The sequence below is a fragment of the Acinetobacter bohemicus ANC 3994 genome (assembly GCF_000367925.1).
Taxonomy (GTDB): Bacteria; Pseudomonadota; Gammaproteobacteria; order Pseudomonadales; family Moraxellaceae; genus Acinetobacter; species Acinetobacter bohemicus.
On record NZ_KB849175.1, the window covers coordinates 407,296 to 425,912 of the forward strand.

Sequence of the window (18,617 nt, forward strand, 5' to 3'; positions counted from 1 at the left end):
AACTACTTGCATTAAAGCATATTTTATTCAGTTGAAAACGAATGTTTTCGTAAATGCTAAAAGTGATTGGATTATTGATATCGCATTTATAAACGCTCAACCCGCATATGCGCTTATTTCAATTCACACCACGCTATCTTAAAAAATAAGCCGCCTTTTTTAAGCAAGGCAACCTCAAACCAGTTTCAGTGAAAATAAACTGATTATTTCAACACTCATCAAGACTGACTTTGTTCAGCCTTTAAGCCTGTATTTGCTACAATTCACAGCAAATTTGAAATTACTGATTTGGTTAAATTATGCGTGCGTTATTGCAACGAGTTCTTGAAGCAAAAGTTGTCGTGGATGCTGAAACAACGGGAGAAATTCAACATGGCATTGTGGTCTTTCTGGGTTTAGCGAAGGAAGATAATCTCGAAAAAGGCAAAAAACTGATTGATAAGATTTTAAAATATCGTTTTTTTGATGATGAACAAGGCAAGATGGGCTGGAATGTCGCTCAAGCAGGTGGCGGATTATTATTGGTTTCTCAATTCACCTTAATGGCGCAAACACAAAAAGGCTTACGTCCTGACTTTGGACCAGCGATGCCACCCAATGAAGCCAAAGCTTTATATGAACAATTGGTTGCTTATGCTCAAAGCCAATTTGAAGCGGTACAAACCGGTATTTTTGCCGCTGACATGAAAGTGCATTTGGTCAATGATGGACCTGTGACGTTCAATTTAGAAGTTGAATAACACGACATAATTATAGCCATAAAAAGCCCTCAAATTTTGAGGGCTTTTTATGGCTAATCTAAGTATTAAATTTTATAGTGTTGCAATGTATTGAGCACGTTTCATCATATCTACAGGAATATCTTGCACCAACATCACAGTGAGCGATTGCTGCTCTTTTTTTGTCGTAACCAGTTGTGTCGCATCTAATAACGTATTTATATCGCTCGGAGATAAAGTGTACATCGCACCTGTTGCAGGATCGACAATTAGAAAACCAATTAAACCGCCAAAAATAATATTGGCAATGTACCAACCATTTACTGTCGCTTTGACTTGTACCGTTTTAGTTTGGAAACCTTCTTTCGAGAAGGTGACTTGATAACCTGCTGGTTTAAAGTAACCATTACCACGTTTTAAAGTTACAGTGGCAGGCGTTGAACCGGTATGAATCTTTTCACCCAATTTATTGATAATTGTAATATTTGCTGTATCTGGAACAGATTTAAACGTCAATGTCTGTGTTGAGCCAGAAAAAATACTCGCACAACCCGTCATTGTTAAAGCAGCAGCTAAACAAGCTGTAGTTAAAAATAATTCCATATAAAAATACCCCCTAAAAACAGGAGGTATTATTCACAACAAGAATTAAATATTCAATAAAAAATAATTATTTACCGGTTTTTTCACGAATAAATGAACGAACCAATTTTACTTTTTCTTGCACAGGTTTTGGCAGTTTAGGTGGAATCAACTTCGCGACTTTATTAAACCAAACCAAAAGACCAAAATCGCCTTCCATTTTAATGCTGCCATTTTGCATGCCTGTCATGAACGCGGTCGGATCACCTTTCATTAAGGTTTTTACCCCTTGTTCACTGTCTGCAAACTGCAAAATAAAGTCGGCTGGTTCAGCAGCACCAGAGACGCTGTCAATTTGCCCATTGTTGACGATAATTTGACGTGCAACGCCCAAATCAGTCCCAATTTGAATACGGAATTGACGTTCATGAACCAGCTCAATAAATTTGGGGCTAGTACGCGCCAACTGTTTCATACGCAAAGCTAAACCCGCCACTAACAAATCAAGCGGATCCGTGCTGACATCGACCAGTGGTAATTTTACGACAGGAATCGAAGAAAGTTTCATGACATTTAAGCCTATTGTAATTGTTGGAAAATTGACGACTTATCCTAACATAAGTTGTGTTTTTTGAACTAAGGCTTTGTATAACAATCATCAACAAAAAAAGAGGGGTTTTGAACACCTCTTTTTGAGAATTTTTAGCTCCGTCGCTTTAACGGCTTGAGCATTGTTGTTGCTCATCTTCGTACACGGGGGTATGTTCAATACAACGACGTTTGGCTAAAGCACGTTCTGCACGGTGGTCTTCCCGCAATAACAACATCGTCACAATCAGCATCGCTGACGTGATCGCAGTGAGATAACTATAGGTCATGGGCAATTCAAACACCATTTCTGTACTGAAACGGACAATTTCAATCAATCCCCAAAACAACATACCTGCGAACATAAAGCTTAACAAACGACGATAAGGTGAGAAGAAAACAGCTATTAACGCAGCCGCAATCAAGCTTAAGCCCACAAGGGTTGCTAAATTTGCTGTGACCATAAAAACCTCCGTCTAAGATTTAATTTGGACATTTAAGTTTTGCCTAAATCGAATCCCCGATGACCGTTAAATAAATGATGGAATATATCTATATCAATTTCTTATGCAGACATTATGCGGAGTTTTTACCAGAAAAAAAGTCTTGTATTTTTATAAAACGACACACCTTGTCGCAATATTATTTTGTCATTACATTTTTTTATTTTTAACTTTTTCTAAAAGTGAGATGGGCTCAGACTTGCCGTGTCATTACAAAAAAACCATGCCTTTTAAGCCCGAAAAAAATATTTTTTTAAAATAGATTGATTGCTGTTTTTATCAACAACGCCAGTCAGCCGTTTATCGCATTTTTAGCGATTTATGCCACAAAAAAACGCGACATTGTGTCGCGTTTCGTCAATAAACTTCAATACTTAGGCACGATTAAGATCTTTATCATGCACACCCAGAAGATATAACACACCGTCTAGACCGACGCTTGAAATGGCTTGATTGGCATTTTGGCGAACCAAAGGTTTCGCACGGAATGCAACCCCTAAACCGGCAATCGATAACATCGGTAAATCATTTGCGCCATCACCGACAGCAATCGCTTGTTCTAATGAAATGCCCATCTTATCGGCAAGTTCACGCAGTAATAAAGCTTTACGTGCTCCATCGACAATATGACCTTTAACTTCACCTGTCACCTTGCCATCTTGCACATCCAAAACATTGGCATGCACTTCGTCAATGCCTAATTTTGCTTGCAAATATTCAGCAAAATATTGGAAACCACCTGAAAGAATCGCAGTTTTATAGCCCAATGCTTTCAAGGTTGAAATCAGACGTTCCGCCCCTTCTGTGACCGTTAAGCGTTCTGCAATTTTAGGTAACACAGATGCATCCATTCCTTTTAACAAGGCCACACGAGCGCGGAAGCTTTGTTGGAAATCCAGTTCACCCTGCATGGCACGTTCAGTAATTTCAGCGACTTGCTCACCAACACCGGCCTCAATCGCAAGTTCATCAATTACTTCTTGTTCAATTAAAGTCGAGTCCATGTCAAAGCAAACCAAACGGCTGTTACGACGGAACGCATTGTCTTCTTGAACTGCAACATCGACATTAAGTTCAGAGGATAAACGCAAGCATGCCGCACGCATGGCAATGGCATCTAACATTTGCCCTTTTAAACCAAATTGTACGCAAGAACGTTTAGGCTCATCGGCTTGACTATGAAGATCTGGACGACCCGATAAGCGCGTCACGGTTTCAATATTAAAACCCTGATTCGAGACAATCTTGGTCACGGCTTGTAATTGTGAAGCCGTCAATTCGGGTGCCAGTGCCGTAACGATATAACGGGTCTGACCACCCTCACTGACCCATTGATCATATTCTGTTGTAGAGATTGGTTTAAAGCGCACTGTTAAGCCAATATCATGTGCTAGAATCAAGATCTCCTTCATGGCTAATGCTGTAGCAGTTTGGTCATCTGACGAAACAACAATACCTAAAGTCAGTTGGTTATGGATGACGGCTTGTCCAACATCCAGAATTTGTAAAGAATGTACGGACAACACCTGCATTAATCGTGTAAATTGATTAGGCTGGTCTGGTCCCAAAAATGATATAAGAATGATTTCTCGCATGAATTGACTCGGATCTGAGCTACAACTATTGTAAGAATCATAATCCAATTTGAATATAAATGCCTTGGAAGTTTACGTTGAATGCGCCTAGACAAGGGCTATTTGCTAGCCTACTAATTGTAAGTTTTGCTTTACACACGTTTTTACTGGTACTTGCGACGACACACCAACTCAATGCAAATCGTGCCAGTCAGGGACAACTGATGACCACACAATTGGTCACAGACAGCTTATCCGAGCTTGAACCTGCCAATACCGTGTCCTTAGCATTATTAGCCGACCGTTATGCAACCAACCCAAGTGTTGCTTCTATTCGTATTTTAGATGCGAATAATCAGGTACTTGCAACGGGTGGTTTAACCAAAACACGTCAAGGTGAAGTCTTTGTTCGTGAAGCGCTGCAAAATGAAAAGAAAGTCGGCAGTATTGAAATTACTTTAATTCAATCCAGTATTGGTGAAATTTTACGTACCCAATGGTTGGCCATTTTATTGTCATTTATCATTCATGGTTTAATTTGGTTGGCTTACCGTGCAATTGCCCGCCCAAGTCGTACCGAATATTTGGCACGGATTAATAATGAATCACGCCTGAAACATGAAATTCAAACCTTAACGCAAGCTTTACAACAAGAACAGCATAACGCTGCTGTCGCGATTGCCCAAGCACAACATAATGCGCAAGCAAAAGCTAAAATCAAAGAGCCAAAGCCTGTGGTACTGAATGACAACTGTATTGCCTTAAATATTCAGTTTTATGACCCTAAACAATTGATGGATTCAGTCACTAAAACAGTCTCTGTGCCTTATTTTAATTTGTGTCAAATTTTCCTGAATAAAACGGCAGAATTGTGTATCCAACACTACAAACTCAATAGCTCAGATATTTCTACAGTACATAAATTTGATGAACATGGTGCAACCATTAGCATGTCGGTCGAAACACCGAATGCAGTGCAATGCTTGGTCATGATTAGTACCGTGTTTCAATTGTTGTCGGATGTCTTATACAAACGCTACCGTGAAGAAAAGCGCTTTGTTTTACAAACCCGTAGTGCCATTTCCAGTCATGTCGATGCTATGCAACTGACACCAGTGCAAGCCGCAGAGCGGCTGGTACAACAATTGGCGGCAAAAGAAAGTGCAATTCATTTACCTAATGAATTACTCAAAGACATTTCCGATCGTTACCAATTGGTCAGCATTCCTAATCCAACCAATGTGCTGACGCGTCATGCCTTTATGATGAATGGTATGGACAGCGAAGTGGCTGAATTGGCACAAACTTTTAGAACTGAAATTTTAAAAGCCAAACAATCGAAAGCATCTTAAAATTAATTCAATAAAAAAACCGAGCTTCTGTGCTCGGTTTTTTTCGCTTCAAATAACAGACTATTCGATGGAATCTGTTTTTATTGGATTGGCTTTGCTGGCCCAATAGGTCGCCAGTGCTGGCCCCGAAATGTTATGCCATAAACTAAAAATGGCACTCGGTACTGCCGTAATCGGTGATGCAGCAAAATGCACCGCTGCCAAAGCCACGCCTAAACCCGAATTTTGCATACCGACTTCAATGGCAATGGCTTTACTATCGGCATAAGGCAATTTAAATAGCCGACTTGCCCCAAAGCCCAGTAAATAACCCAAACCATTGTGCAACGCCACCACAGCTAAAATCAGCAAACCTGATTCTAAAATTTGCGTCTTACTGCCTGCAATAATCGCTGCAACAATGGCCACAATGGCAAGCACCGAAATCAACGGCATGACTTGAATATAAGTCTCTACTTTTTGTTTTAGCACCGAACGAACAATCAGGCCCAAAATGATGGGAAATAGCACCACTTGTAAAATTGAACCCAACATCGACAAGGCATTGATTTCAATCCATTGACTGGCTAAAAGATAAAAAACCGCTGGGGTCAAAATAGGCGCCAAAATGGTCGAAACAGAAGTACACGCCACCGATAAAGCAGTATTGCCTTTGGCCATATAGGTAATCACATTGGATGCCGTTCCTCCTGGGCAACAACCGACAAGAATCACACCAATCGCAATTGCAGGCGGCAATTGAAACAACTGACACAACAGATAAGCCAGTCCGGGCATCAGCATAAACTGTGCCACCACGCCAATCACCACCGCTTTGGGACTGTGTAACACCCCTTTAAAATCATCTACGGTCATGGTCATGCCCATACCGAACATAATAATGCCCAGCATCCAGATGATATAGGCTTTAAGCCAGACAAAGGCTTCCGGTACAATTAAGGCAATACCCGCGAATAGCACCACCCAGAGCGCAAAAGTTTTTTGAATAAATTGCGTAAAACACAAAAAAGTAGACATAACGGTGACATTCCCTATTTATTCGAGTATCGAATCGTGAGATCACTTTTTACAAGACTCATCCAGCTAAAGTGTTTCTGTTCTCGACCTGATTGTGTACTTTTCATGCCTGCTGCTGAATAATATCTTTCACCAAAATCCGTTTCACCCCTTTCGCCAACATCTCTTGCCATGCATGCTGCAATGAACCATTTAAATCGATTCCTTTGGTGGCATCGGAAATAACATAGGCTTTAAAACCAAACTTACACGCATCGATTGCCGTCCATGCCACACAAAAATCGGTGGCAATGCCAACAATAAACACCGTATCAATGCCGCGTTCTTTTAAATAACCTGCCAAACCTGTGCTGGTCTTTTGATCAGACTCCATAAAAGCGGAATAACTGTCGATATGTGTATGACAGCCTTTGCGGATGATCAATTGAGCACTGGGCAAATTCAGCTTGGGATGAAGTTCTGCATCTGGCGTACCTTGAACACAATGTACAGGCCACAATACTTGCGTACCATAATCCAGTTCAATCGTTTCAAATGGCTGTTTAGCCTCATGATTTACGGCAAATGAGACATGATTTTCAGGATGCCAATCTTGAGTAATCACAATAGTTTTAAAATACTGCGCCAATTGGTTAATGTTCGGAATAATCTGATCCGCATGTGCCACGGCTAAATTTCCACCTGGGGTAAAACCATTTTGCACATCCACAACAATCAGCGCGGTATTGTTTTGCATCATTTTTAGTCCATTCTGGGTCAGTTGTCATTTTTGTTATTCAGCATATAACAAAATAAATTTCAGTATTCAGGCTTAATGATAAAAATAATATGACGCGTGCTACAAAGAATAAGAATACTTGGGCAAATCAACGGGCTAATACAGAATAAAAAATAGCCCGCAATATGCGAGCTATTTCATCAAACAACAACTTAAGCTGCTGTTTGTAAGCGACGAACCAAAATCAACATGAAGATTGCTGAAATAACGATACAAGGGATAGCGGCTGAAATCACCCCTGCTGCACCAAAGCCCGCAGCAAGGAGCTGACCTGCAATTGCGGGTCCAAGCATTGCACCTACACGTCCTACGGCGGATGCCATACCCACGCCTGTTGCACGCACTTCAGTCGGGTAAACAATACTCCCGAACGCATACAGTACACCTTGGCAACCAATCACGAATGCACCAACCAATGCTGAAGCCATATACATTTGCGTCAATGAACTGGCTGCGTTTAAACAAAATAGACCCGCTAAAATGCCACCGTACATCAAAATAATGACATAGGCTTTTTTCCAGCGGTCGGTTAACATGCCTAATACCACCGTACCCACTGTTGCACTTAGCATAAAGAAGAATTGTGCCGTACTGCCTTCTTTACGAGTAAAGCCCAGTTCCATAAACAATGAAGGCAACCAACTTAACATGATGTAAACCACCATCAAGGTAAAGAAGTAGCTCACTGAAATTAAACAAGTACGCGCCACGTTATGACTATTAAATAAATCTTTAAAAGAACCTTGCGTTGCTGCTGTGGTTTCCACTGTATTTTTTGCTTTTAAAAATTCACGTGACTCAGGTAAAAACTTCATCATGATTGGAATCACAAAAATAGGCAGCAAACCACCTAAATAAAAAATGTTTTTCCAATTTGAACCAAAATCTAAACTTGCAATGTATGACAAAATTGCAGCGCCTACAGGCATACCACAATACATGAGACCCACAGCACGTCCTCGGTTTTCAGCTTTAACTGCTTCAGAAGCAAGGGTAATTAAATTCGGCATTGCCGCACCTAAACCTGCACCCGCTAAAAAACGAACCAATAAAAGACTGTTAAAACTATTGACCCAGACCGTACATAAAGTAAATAAGGCAAACACTGCAACCGAGCCAATCAATACCTTTTTACGACCAATACGATCTGAATATCGCCCACCAATCAGCGCTCCAGGTAATAAACCTAAAATCCCTGCGCTAAAAAACACACCCAATTGCGAACTGTCTAAAGCAAAAGCTTCACGAATACCCGCCGCTGCAATGCCTGCTGCCTGAATATCCAAACCTTCAATAACCGCAATTAAAAAGCAGATTGCCACCGTAATTGCAGCATGCCTGTTATCTGATCTTTCCATTGGCAATTTCCCTATTCAATCAGTGTCCAAAATAGAACGCCATCATCCATGACTCAGGAAATTCAAATAACTACCAATAAGTGGAAGGATTTACACTGTATTAACAAAAATAATAGATATTTAACGTTTTTAATAAACATGACAAATAGTCGCAAAAACACTTAATCCGATAATCCTTACCGTAAAAAACTGACGTCTTTCTCTATAATTACAACTTTATAGACCGATTTATAATGAAATAAAAAAATGGCAGTCATCGTTTTAACTGATTATTCTGCAACTTTTTAATACGGTTTTGCATAGATTAAATTCTTGTTTTATATAGCTTAAAAGTCTATGCTAAGCTTTATTAAATCTTAAATCCTGATGTTTTTACACGGAATTTTTACTGCTGTTGGCTTTAAAGTGCATATAGGACATTTTTACTGGTATTTTTTATGCAAAAATAGCCTGACACTTGCCATGATATTCATTAAAATTTTAGGGCTAAAGATTTTTTTAACATAACTTTGCTATATTTATTTTAACGACTTTGCATAAAGTTTTTATATGCTTTGACCAAAGCATATTGTTCTTCATCGTTTGTTCGTTCATAATTTGCATAAGCATTATTCAATTCACTTCAATCGTATTGAAATTGCTATAAATCAAAATACGCACCCATCCAAATTTATGTTTTTCTACCTCTGCCGGATGGACAAATAGGATATTTTTTTAAAATGACTCAGCAAGCACAGATCATCCAAGGTTCAATTGTCGCAATCGTCACTCCGATGTTTGAAGATGGCAGCGTAGATTGGAAGGGTCTAGAAAAGCTCGTTGAGTGGCATATTGCACAAGGCACCAACAGTATTGTTGCGGTGGGTACGACAGGCGAAGCATCGACTTTAAGTCTGGCTGAACATAAACAAGTGATTAAAGAAATCGTTCGTGTAGCCAACAAACGTATTCCTATCATTGCAGGTACGGGTGCGAACTCGACCCATGAAGCAATCGAACTCACCAAAGAAGCGAAAGAGCTGGGTGCCGATGCCGCATTGTTAGTGACTCCGTACTATAATAAACCCACTCAAGAAGGTTTATATCAGCATTACAAAGCGATTGCTGAAGCAGTTGATCTACCTCAAATTCTTTATAATGTCCCTGGCCGTACTGGCGTAGACATGCTCAATGAAACCGTGATTCGTCTGGCTGATATCCCACAAATTGTTGGCATTAAAGATGCCACAGGTGATGTACCCCGTGGTCAAGCGCTCATTGAAGGATTACACGGTAAAGAAATGACCGTTTACTCTGGTGATGATGCAACGGCTTATCAGCTGATCGCGCTAGGCGCACTAGGCAACATCTCTGTAACGGCAAATGTCGCACCGAAAGAAATGAGCCAAATTTGTGCTGCGGCCATTTCAGGTGATGCAGAACGTGCTGAAGCGTTGAACAACGAAATTGCAAATTTACACAATATTCTATTTTGTGAATCCAACCCAATTCCTGTGAAATGGGCACTCCATGAAATGGGCTTAATTGGTACGGGTATTCGTTTACCATTAACTCCTCTTGCAGAACAATATCGCACACCGTTGCGTGAAGCACTCAACGCTTCGGGTGTCATTCAATAAAGAGCACAACACTATGCAATTACGTTTTGGTTTAACCCTTGCACTTTCAGCATTTGGTTTAATGGGTTGTAGTTCTATGGGAATCAACAATGGTTCTCTGGATTATAAAAATACTGCATCCCTTGAACCCCTGAAATATCCTGAAGGCTCAATGGTTCGACCTGCAACGCCATTGTACCCAGCTCCAAAGGTTGACCCTCTTGCTCTTGAACACGCACCTAAATTGGAAAATAAAAAGGGCAACCGTTTTGCGATTCCCCGTCCAAATCAAGTGCAAGAAAACAGCTTAATCAATAGTCAAGCGGACAGTAGCAATGTCAGTCGTCCACAACTTGTTCGTGATGGAAATCAAAATCCGTTACTCAAAATTGATGGAAATTCTGCTACAATTTGGCAGTACACACTTGCCACCCTCAGCAGCCTTAACCATAACATTGTTGGTCAGAGCAAAAATCGTTACGAAGTAACCATTAAAGTCGACCAGAAAGTGTATGTATTAAGACTGACATCTGTCGGTTCAAGTAACAACCTAGCCGTGTTCAATGCCGATAATAGCTTTGCAGACCAAGAAATCGCTGCTGAACTATTAACCCAGATTTACCAAAATTGGCCAGCCTAGTCGTACTAGGCATTTTTTTTTGAAAAAGGTTCCCCCATGTTGAAACAAACCTTGCTCTATACTGGTAAAGCGAAATCTGTTTATGAAACAGACAGTGAAGATCACCTGATTTTAGTCTTTCGTGATGATGCCTCTGCGTTTAATGGCGAAAAAATCGAACAACTAGATCGCAAAGGCAAGGTTAATAACCGTTTCAACGCCTTTATCATGGAAAAATTGGCTGCTGCTGGCATTGAAACTCACTTTGAAAAACTTCTTTCTCCGACTGAAGTGCTGGTGAAAAAATTGCACATGGTTCCGGTTGAATGTGTCATTCGTAACTACGCAGCAGGTAGCTTGTGCCGTCGTTTAGGTGTTGAAGAAGGTAAAGAGTTAACACCTCCTACTTTCGAATTGTTCTTCAAAGACGATGCGCTTGGCGATCCAATGGTCAATGAATCTCAAGCCATTGCTTTAGGTTGGGCGACTGCCGAACAACTTGCACAAATGCAAGTACTGACTTACAAAGTAAACGACGTACTGAAAGATTTGTTCGACAAAGGCAATATGCTTCTTGTTGACTTCAAACTTGAATTTGGCGTGTTCCACGACCGTATTGTTCTTGGTGATGAATTCTCTCCAGACGGTTGCCGTCTATGGGACAAAGACACTAAAAAGAAACTCGACAAAGACCGTTTCCGTCAAGGTTTAGGCGGTGTAGTTGAAGCGTATGAAGAAGTGGCTACACGTTTAGGTATCGATCTTTCTGATATCTAATTCGTATGCTGATGCAAAAAACCGAGCCTGCTGGCTCGGTTTTTTTATAACGCTGACTGCTCACAACGATCGGATAAATGAATTTATTTAATAAAAATGATCGTTTTTACAAAATTCAGTTAGCGCGCTAAAATAATCCTATAGCAGACCAGATCAGCTTTAAGGCTGTGAAACCCAATTTAATTGGCTCAACCGTTATTCCTAAAGGATGTCTTCTCCCAATTTCGGACATCCTTTTTAGCCCAACTCATTGCTGAGTTGGGCTTTTTTTTTATTTATTGCCGTTGCTGTTCTTGCTGCCAACGGCGTTGTTGTAAGCGCTCACCTTCTACTTCGCGTTTATTACGTGCTGACTCATATAATTTTGTGCCTTTTAATTCAGGTGGCAGATATTCTTGCAGAATAAAATGCTCAGGATAATTATGTGGATATAAATAATCTACCCCATAACCCTGCTCTTTCATCAACTGGGTCGGTGCATTTCTTAAATGCAAGGGTACAGGTAAATTAGCGGTCTTTTCAGCTAAATCCAAAGCTTTATTAATCGCTAAATAGGTGCTGTTACTCTTGGCACTGGTGGCCAAATACACGGCACATTGGCCCAAAATAATTCGGCATTCTGGCATGCCTACCGCTTGAACCGAACGGAAGCATTCACCCGCCAGCAACAAGGCATTTGGGTTAGAATTGCCAATATCTTCCGAGGCTGCTATTAACATACGGCGGGCAATAAAAACGGGATCTTCACCGCCTTTGAGCATACGTGCCATCCAGTATAAAGTCGCATCTGGATCACTGCCGCGAATAGACTTAATAAATGCCGACACCAAATCATAATGCTGCTCACCCGATTTGTCATAACGGGCAATATTTTGCTGGGCGACTTTCACCACCACGGCATTGGTAATGCTATTTTCCAAGTCTGGTTCAAAAGTACTGGCAATCAGATCCAAGAGATTGAGTGCCTTACGTGCATCTCCAGCAGCAAATTGGATCAATGCCTCATATTCTTCAATTTGAATATAGCGCTGTTTTAAAAAATCATCATTTTGCAATGCTTGATTTAACAAGGTCTGAATAGCAGCGTCGGTTAATGCATTTAAGCTATAGACCTGACAACGCGACAACAATGCATTATTGACTTCAAAAGAAGGGTTTTCAGTGGTCGCGCCAATTAAGGTAATTTTGCCTTTTTCCACAGCATTGAGTAATGCATCTTGTTGTGATTTATTAAAGCGATGAATTTCATCAATAAAAACCACAGGTGTCAGTAAATCACCACTTTCAGCAATGACTTCACGAAGTTCTTTCACCCCAGTATTGAGTGCCGATAGACTGACGAAAGGCCGATCAACCGCTTGTGCCAAAAGCAAAGCAATAGTGGTTTTTCCAACACCTGGCGGGCCCCAAAAAATAATAGAAGGCAAATGCCCCTGATCAATCATTTGGCGTAACGGTGCTTGGGCGCCTAACAAATGCTCTTGCCCGATAATTTCGGATAAATCACGTGGGCGGAGCCGTTCAGGAAGAGGAATATTACTGTCTGACATCTTGTTATTTCTTTACTGTGCTTCAAACCAGTCTACTATGTAATTTTGCGATCGCGTATTTCAATTTAAGGCTTTTACAAAAAAATCATATCGCTTTTTTTTAAGTTTATGCCATATTATTGTGAATGATCTGCATCTGCATTGAAATAAAATAAAGTCGACTTACTGTGATTATAGATTAAAAAAACCTACGCTTAATAATTCTACTTTTTATCAAAAAAGTATATAATTATTATGTGAATAGCATCACATTTTCCTCATTACTATGGTCATTTTAAAATGGGTAAGCTGTATGAAATATATTTTCAAAAACAAGCTAGTACCTCTTAGGCAGGAGTTTAATATTCAGCTTGACCATATGAATGCAGCAAGTAAGGTTCAATTACATACAGAAAATTTAATGTCCCAAGCCTTATTAGATGAATTACCCCAACTCATTTGGGTGAAAAGCAAACAAAATCAATATTATTATAATCAAGCAATGTGCCAATATATTGGTAAAAATCTCAATCAACAGGATATCAATTTTTGGCAAAAATTTGTTCATCCAGAAGATTTTGAACACTTCATTGTTTTATGGCAACACTCATTACTGACACAACAAGATTTTGAAAAAGAGTGTCGGATTAAGCATGCGCAAAAAGGATATCGCTTTTGTTTAATTTCCGTACAACATCAGCATAAAAATTTAAACAATTTTGCCTGGATGGTCACCGTTACCGATATACATGAGCATTATTTAAAACAGCTTCAACTGACTCAACAAATCACCGCACAGAACCAAATGTTAGATGCAAGTCTAGATGGCATTAACATGTTAACTGCGGATGGTCTGGTCAGTTATATGAATCGCTCAGCTTGTCTTGCACTCAATATATCCGTCAATGAAAAAAAATGGGGCATGCCTTGGTTAAACTTATTGCCTGAATCTATGCAAAATTCAGGACAACATGCGTTACATCATGCCCAAAAAGGAGAACATGCACATTTTGATGGCGTAAAGGTGATTTCAGGTCAACCAGCGCAGTATTGGGATCATACCTTAACCCCGATACTGGATAAAAATGGCCTAACCCAAAGCATCCTCTGTGTTTCTCGTGATATTAGCCCACAAAAAATTGCTGAAAAGAAACTCAAACAAGTCATCGAATTAGATGAATTAACAGGTTTATATAACCGTCGGGCATTTAATAAAATTTTTAAAAAGACCATTCAAAATGCACGTCAACAGCAACAATCGGTTGGCTTTCTACTGATTGATTTAGATTATTTCAAACATATCAACGACACTCTCGGTCATATTGCGGGCGATTATTTACTGCAAATTTTAGGTCAACGTTTAAGTGGTTGTTTTAAAAGTGGCGTCGTGGTTGCTCGATTAGGCGGTGATGAATTCGCGATTATTGTGCCCAACCTAAGCGATGAATCTGAATTACTACAGATTGCCAAAACAGCTCGATTACAACTCGATATCCCGATTTGTTATGCGGGACAATATATCAACGGTGGCATGAGTACTGGCTGTGCAATTTACCCTCGGGATGCGCAAAATAGCTCAACCTTATTGCAATGTGCAGATGTTGCCTTGAATGATCTTAAAATCAGTGGCCGTGGCGGCATTCGGATGTTTAAGAGCAGCATGTTTAAAGCCATCGAGCTTGCCACCAAACAATTGGCCCTTGCTCGGGCAATCATTCAAAATGATAAAATCGTGCCGTTCTATCAGCCTAAAGTTCGTTTGACTGATGCTAAAGTGATTGGCTTTGAGGCTTTGCTGCGATGGTACGATAAAGAAGGTCGAATACAACTGCCCTCGCATATTTTTTCATCTTTTCAAGATTATGAACTTGCGACGCGTATCAGCGAAATTATGCAATTAAAAGTCTTTCAAGATATGACGCAGTGGTTAGCCTCAGGCATGCAGCTTTTACCTATTTCAATTAATGCTGCACCGGTCGAATTCTTAAGAGATAATTATGCGGAAACGCTCTTAAATCGACTGGCACAGTTTAATATTCCATATGACATGGTGGAAATCGAAATTACCGAGCAAAGCCTTTCAGAACGTGGCTCTGACTATGTCATTCGTGCCCTTAATTTATTAAAGAAAGCCGGAATTCACATTTCATTAGATGACTTTGGTACCGGACATTCGTCTTTAACCCGCTTAAGAAATTATCCGGTCGACTGTCTTAAAATTGATCGCAACTTTATCGAAAATATGCATGATGATCCTTCCGCAATGGCAATTGTCAAAGCGATTAGCCAAATTGGTGCCAGCATTTCGTTAAATATATTGGTTGAAGGCATTGAGCATCTAGAACAATTAGATGCACTTAAAGCATGTGATTGTCATATTGGACAAGGCTTTTATTTTCATCGTCCAATGGCATTTGATCATATCACCGCATTATTACAGCCCATGGATGCAACTGATGCTTGATCTGAAAGGGCTGCTCACCGATGTACCAATATATGGCAAAGGTAAATGTGTGAGCGCAATGTTGTATGACAAAACTTGATTCCATTGAGACCATAGACCGATAAACCCTTGGTGCCGCCATGTATTTAATCAGTGCTTGTCTTGCAGGTCAGCCTGTACGTTATGATGGAAAATCATATGTGTATGAGCAAATTCAACAACTCATTCAACTTAAACAAATCATCACCGCCTGCCCTGAAGTTTTAGCCGGACTGCCCATTCCACGTAAACCCGCAGAAATTTTTGGGGGCACTGGAGAAGATGTGTTAGCCGGTCGTGCGCAAGTCATCGACCTAGATGGTGTTGATGTCACGCAGGTTTTTCTTGAGGGTGCCTATAAAACCTTAACTTTGGCACAGCAGCATCATGTATCTACGGTGGTGCTAAAAGAAAATAGCCCTTCCTGTGGGAGTCGCTTTATTTATGATGGCACTTTTTCCAATCAAAAAGTCAGTGCGATGGGCGTAACAACGGCCCTATTAAGACAACATGGTTTTAACGTGATCTCGGAAGCTACTTTTTTTGAATTATTAAACCCATCCGACTAGCGTACCCAACGGACAATATAATCTTCAATCTCATCTTCATCGACTTCAACTTCGGAAATACAGCGACCTGCTGCCGATTTTCTGGCTTGGATCACACTGCTGCGTGTACCGGTATTTAGATAATGCCAAGAAGGTAATTTTTTCTGTTCTTTTAAACGGCGATAGGCACAACTTGCTGGCAGCCAGTGAATGGTCGCTAATTTTTCTGGGGTTAATTGAATACAATCCGGAACAAAATCAAGGCGCTGCGCATAATTACTACACTGTGCAGTTTTGCAATCTAACAGTTTACAGGCCACTTTGGTATAGGCCACTTCTTGCAGTTCTTCATCTTCTAATTTAATTAAACAACATAAACCACAGCCATCACATAATGCCTCCCATTCCGCACGATTAAGCTCAGCTAAAGGGTATTTTTTCCAGAATTGCGGACGTAATTGCTCGATCATAAACGTGAAAGAATAAAGAAGAATCCTTATTATAACGTGTTCAAGTTCACGATGTGAGGAATGTTATTTTTACTTTTAATCATATACTTACTATTTAATTGAACACTTTATAAACAGAAGCATAACAATGCTAGAAATTTCTAAGCTCTATACTGAATCTACTTTGAAAATAACAACGCATGGAGAAAGCTTATGTTTCGTTGGGCAATTATTTTTGCAGTGATTGCACTGATCGCCAGTTTACTCGGCTTCGGTGGTGTCGCAGGCTTATCAAAGGACTTTGCGATTATTTTACTGGTGATCGCGGTAATTTTAGCGATTATCGGTTTCCTATCTCGAGGCAAAGTATAACGTCCCCCTACATGGAAAATAGAAACTGAGGAAGTAAACATCGTTAAAAGAGCCTATTTGTGGCTCTTTTTTCATCGGTAAATTTTATTAGTCACATCTAGAGAAGTTGAAGTTAATTGCTGAAATATCCCTTTTCTGTCAATTAACTTCAAATCAAGATTCATTTTTCTAAGCGAAAGGATAGATTTTTAATCAGTACTTAGTGTTTTAAATGACGTGGTCTAAAACCTGTTGCCAGTAAACCAATGCCATAAGCCACTACCCCTGCTACACACAGCCCGATCACTTCAAAGATACGAATCCACTGTGATAGCTCACCATTATACCAAGTCAAGGCATACCAAAGCACCGCAATCATGCTGATATTGGCGATCGCAAATTGAAGAAACAGTTTTTTCCAGTGTGCGCCAAAACGGAAAATATCCCGTTTATGCAGATAGAAATACAGCATGCCTGCATTGACCAAGGCAGAACCTGAAGATGCCAATGCCAATGCCATGTGCTCTGCTTCCCAATGAATTAACTTAAAGAAACCAATAAAAACGACGTTTAAAATCGCATTCGCGGCAACAGCCATTAAGCCCACACGTACAGGTGTTTTGGTGTCTTGTTGTGCATAAAAACCGGGTGCAAAGACTTTAATTAACATAAAGGAAATGACTCCAGCACTCATACATTGCAATGCCAGTGCCGTCATTTGTGTGTCTTCTAGAGTAAACTGACCGCGTTGGAACAAGGCTTGAATAATCGGAGTAGACAGCATAAATAACGCAATACTGGCTGGAATACCCACCAACATCACTACTTTTGCAGCCCAATCAATCATGCCACGGAACTTGACCTGATCTTGCTCGGCATGACGTGCCGACAAAGACGGTAAAATCACCGTACCAATGGCAACGCCAATTAAACCTAAAGGCAATTCGGTCATACGCTCTGCACTGTATAACCATGAAACTGAACCATCTTGCATAAATGATGCCCAGATAGTGTTCAACAGCAAATTAATTTGCGTCACTGACACACCAAATAATGCCGGAAGCATCAGTTTCATGATGCGATCGACACCTTCGTGTTTAAAATCAACTTTAGGTGGAATCAGCAGCTTTTTATGCCATAACTCTGGGATTTGAATCGCCAGTTGCAGCACACCTGCAACCACGACCGCCCAACCCAAGGCCATAATCGGTTCAGCCATATACGGCGTTAACCACCATGCGCCTGCAATCATGGTGATATTTAATAAAACCGGTGCAAAAGCAGGCGTTGAAAATGAACCGTAACTATTAAGGATGCTGCTGGCAAAAGCAGTCAACGACATAAACAGTAAATAAGGAATCGTCAGCCTGAACATGTCCGTTGCTAAAGCAAATTTTTCAGGGTCATCATGGAAGCCTGGTGCATAGATATACAAGATCGCAGGGGCCGCAATCATGGCAATAAACGTCAAAGCGGTCATAAAGGTCGCTAAGCAACCAAACACTCGACTAATCAGAATTTGCACTTCGGCATGCGTTTTCGTGCTTTTATATTCGGTTAAGACAGGAATAAAAGCTTGTGAAAATGCCCCTTCGGCAAAGAGCCGCCGAAAAAAATTCGGAATACGAAACGCCACCACAAAGGTATCGAAATCTTTACCTGCACCAAATACATTAAGCAAAACGATGTCTCGGACTAAACCCAAGACCCGAGACAACATCGTCATTGCACTCACAATAAAGGTCGACCGCCAAAGCGCCATCGTTTCCACCCAGTCTTAAAATAAGTCGCTA

General features: G+C 40.4%; 18 protein-coding genes. 8 read left to right on the plus strand and 10 right to left on the minus strand.

The window, feature by feature from the left end:
• The first annotated feature begins 299 nt into the window (after nucleotides 1-299).
• Nucleotides 300-740 (plus strand): D-aminoacyl-tRNA deacylase, encoded by a 441-nt coding sequence (dtd, locus tag F994_RS12320; protein ID WP_004650823.1) that lies wholly within the window; start codon nucleotides 300-302, stop codon nucleotides 738-740.
• A gap of 72 nt (nucleotides 741-812) precedes the next feature.
• Here dtd and F994_RS12325 read toward each other — a convergent pair whose 3' ends face one another.
• From F994_RS12325 to serB, 4 genes are all read right to left on the minus strand, one after another.
• Entirely contained in the window at nucleotides 813-1,322 is a 510-nt protein-coding gene (locus F994_RS12325; protein WP_004650824.1) for a hypothetical protein, read from the minus strand.
• Nucleotides 1,323-1,389: 67 nt separating this feature from the next.
• Nucleotides 1,390-1,869 carry a hypothetical protein gene (locus F994_RS12330; protein WP_004650826.1) on the minus strand — a complete coding sequence of 160 codons (480 nt, stop codon included), beginning with the start codon at nucleotides 1,867-1,869 and terminating at the stop codon, nucleotides 1,390-1,392.
• Nucleotides 1,870-2,017: 148 nt separating this feature from the next.
• Nucleotides 2,018-2,353, minus strand: coding sequence for a ciprofloxacin tolerance protein AciT (gene aciT, locus F994_RS12335; RefSeq protein ID WP_004650827.1), 336 nt, complete (start codon nucleotides 2,351-2,353; stop codon nucleotides 2,018-2,020).
• A gap of 413 nt (nucleotides 2,354-2,766) precedes the next feature.
• On the minus strand, nucleotides 2,767-3,987 hold the full coding sequence (gene serB / locus F994_RS12340) for a phosphoserine phosphatase SerB (protein ID WP_004650828.1): 1,221 nt from the start codon (nucleotides 3,985-3,987) through the stop codon (nucleotides 2,767-2,769).
• A gap of 77 nt (nucleotides 3,988-4,064) precedes the next feature.
• On the opposite strand from serB, the gene F994_RS12345 reads away from it, so the two are divergent.
• The gene (locus F994_RS12345; RefSeq protein WP_034697174.1) at nucleotides 4,065-5,318 is read left to right on the plus strand and encodes a hypothetical protein; all 1,254 of its coding nucleotides are present in this window, start codon (nucleotides 4,065-4,067) and stop codon (nucleotides 5,316-5,318) included.
• Nucleotides 5,319-5,378: 60 nt separating this feature from the next.
• Here F994_RS12345 and F994_RS12350 read toward each other — a convergent pair whose 3' ends face one another.
• The 3 genes from F994_RS12350 to mhpT all read right to left on the minus strand — a co-directional run bounded on the left by F994_RS12350 (nucleotide 5,379) and on the right by mhpT (nucleotide 8,471).
• Entirely contained in the window at nucleotides 5,379-6,335 is a 957-nt protein-coding gene (locus F994_RS12350; protein WP_004650830.1) for a bile acid:sodium symporter family protein, read from the minus strand.
• A 103-nt stretch (nucleotides 6,336-6,438) separates the two neighbouring features.
• Nucleotides 6,439-7,071 carry a bifunctional nicotinamidase/pyrazinamidase gene (gene pncA / locus F994_RS12355; RefSeq protein ID WP_034697175.1) on the minus strand — a complete coding sequence of 211 codons (633 nt, stop codon included), beginning with the start codon at nucleotides 7,069-7,071 and terminating at the stop codon, nucleotides 6,439-6,441.
• Nucleotides 7,072-7,265: 194 nt separating this feature from the next.
• Nucleotides 7,266-8,471 (minus strand): 3-(3-hydroxy-phenyl)propionate transporter MhpT, encoded by a 1,206-nt coding sequence (mhpT, locus tag F994_RS12360; protein ID WP_004650832.1) that lies wholly within the window; start codon nucleotides 8,469-8,471, stop codon nucleotides 7,266-7,268.
• 719 nt (nucleotides 8,472-9,190) lie between these two features.
• On the opposite strand from mhpT, the gene dapA reads away from it, so the two are divergent.
• From dapA to purC, 3 genes are read left to right on the plus strand one after another with little or no spacing between them, the layout of a single operon-like run.
• The gene (gene dapA, locus F994_RS12365; protein WP_004650833.1) at nucleotides 9,191-10,090 is read left to right on the plus strand and encodes a 4-hydroxy-tetrahydrodipicolinate synthase; all 900 of its coding nucleotides are present in this window, start codon (nucleotides 9,191-9,193) and stop codon (nucleotides 10,088-10,090) included.
• 13 nt (nucleotides 10,091-10,103) lie between these two features.
• The gene (locus F994_RS12370) at nucleotides 10,104-10,709 is read left to right on the plus strand and encodes a hypothetical protein (protein WP_004650835.1); all 606 of its coding nucleotides are present in this window, start codon (nucleotides 10,104-10,106) and stop codon (nucleotides 10,707-10,709) included.
• 36 nt (nucleotides 10,710-10,745) lie between these two features.
• Entirely contained in the window at nucleotides 10,746-11,465 is a 720-nt protein-coding gene (gene purC, locus F994_RS12375; protein ID WP_004650836.1) for a phosphoribosylaminoimidazolesuccinocarboxamide synthase, read from the plus strand.
• 275 nt (nucleotides 11,466-11,740) lie between these two features.
• Here the strand turns inward: purC and F994_RS12380 are convergent, their stop codons facing one another.
• Nucleotides 11,741-13,015, minus strand: coding sequence for a replication-associated recombination protein A (locus F994_RS12380; protein ID WP_004650837.1), 1,275 nt, complete (start codon nucleotides 13,013-13,015; stop codon nucleotides 11,741-11,743).
• Between the two features lie 292 nt (nucleotides 13,016-13,307).
• On the opposite strand from F994_RS12380, the gene F994_RS12385 reads away from it, so the two are divergent.
• Together F994_RS12385 and F994_RS12390 are read left to right on the plus strand one after the other, a co-directional pair.
• A complete protein-coding gene (locus F994_RS12385; protein WP_228128051.1) occupies nucleotides 13,308-15,458 on the plus strand; it encodes a bifunctional diguanylate cyclase/phosphodiesterase in 2,151 nt (716 codons plus the stop codon).
• 119 nt (nucleotides 15,459-15,577) lie between these two features.
• On the plus strand, nucleotides 15,578-16,045 hold the full coding sequence (locus F994_RS12390) for a 2-thiouracil desulfurase family protein (RefSeq protein WP_004650839.1): 468 nt from the start codon (nucleotides 15,578-15,580) through the stop codon (nucleotides 16,043-16,045).
• Here F994_RS12390 and F994_RS12395 read toward each other — a convergent pair.
• Nucleotides 16,042-16,494 (minus strand): YcgN family cysteine cluster protein, encoded by a 453-nt coding sequence (locus F994_RS12395; RefSeq protein ID WP_004650840.1) that lies wholly within the window; start codon nucleotides 16,492-16,494, stop codon nucleotides 16,042-16,044. The two genes, F994_RS12390 and F994_RS12395, sit on opposite strands and share 4 nt — an antisense overlap.
• 192 nt (nucleotides 16,495-16,686) lie before the next feature.
• On the opposite strand from F994_RS12395, the gene F994_RS17240 reads away from it, so the two are divergent.
• The gene (locus F994_RS17240; protein WP_004650841.1) at nucleotides 16,687-16,845 is read left to right on the plus strand and encodes a DUF1328 domain-containing protein; all 159 of its coding nucleotides are present in this window, start codon (nucleotides 16,687-16,689) and stop codon (nucleotides 16,843-16,845) included.
• Between the two features lie 199 nt (nucleotides 16,846-17,044).
• On the opposite strand, the gene murJ is transcribed toward F994_RS17240, so the two are convergent.
• The gene (murJ, locus tag F994_RS12405; protein ID WP_171065340.1) at nucleotides 17,045-18,595 is read right to left on the minus strand and encodes a murein biosynthesis integral membrane protein MurJ; all 1,551 of its coding nucleotides are present in this window, start codon (nucleotides 18,593-18,595) and stop codon (nucleotides 17,045-17,047) included.
• Nucleotides 18,596-18,617: the final 22 nt, after the last annotated feature.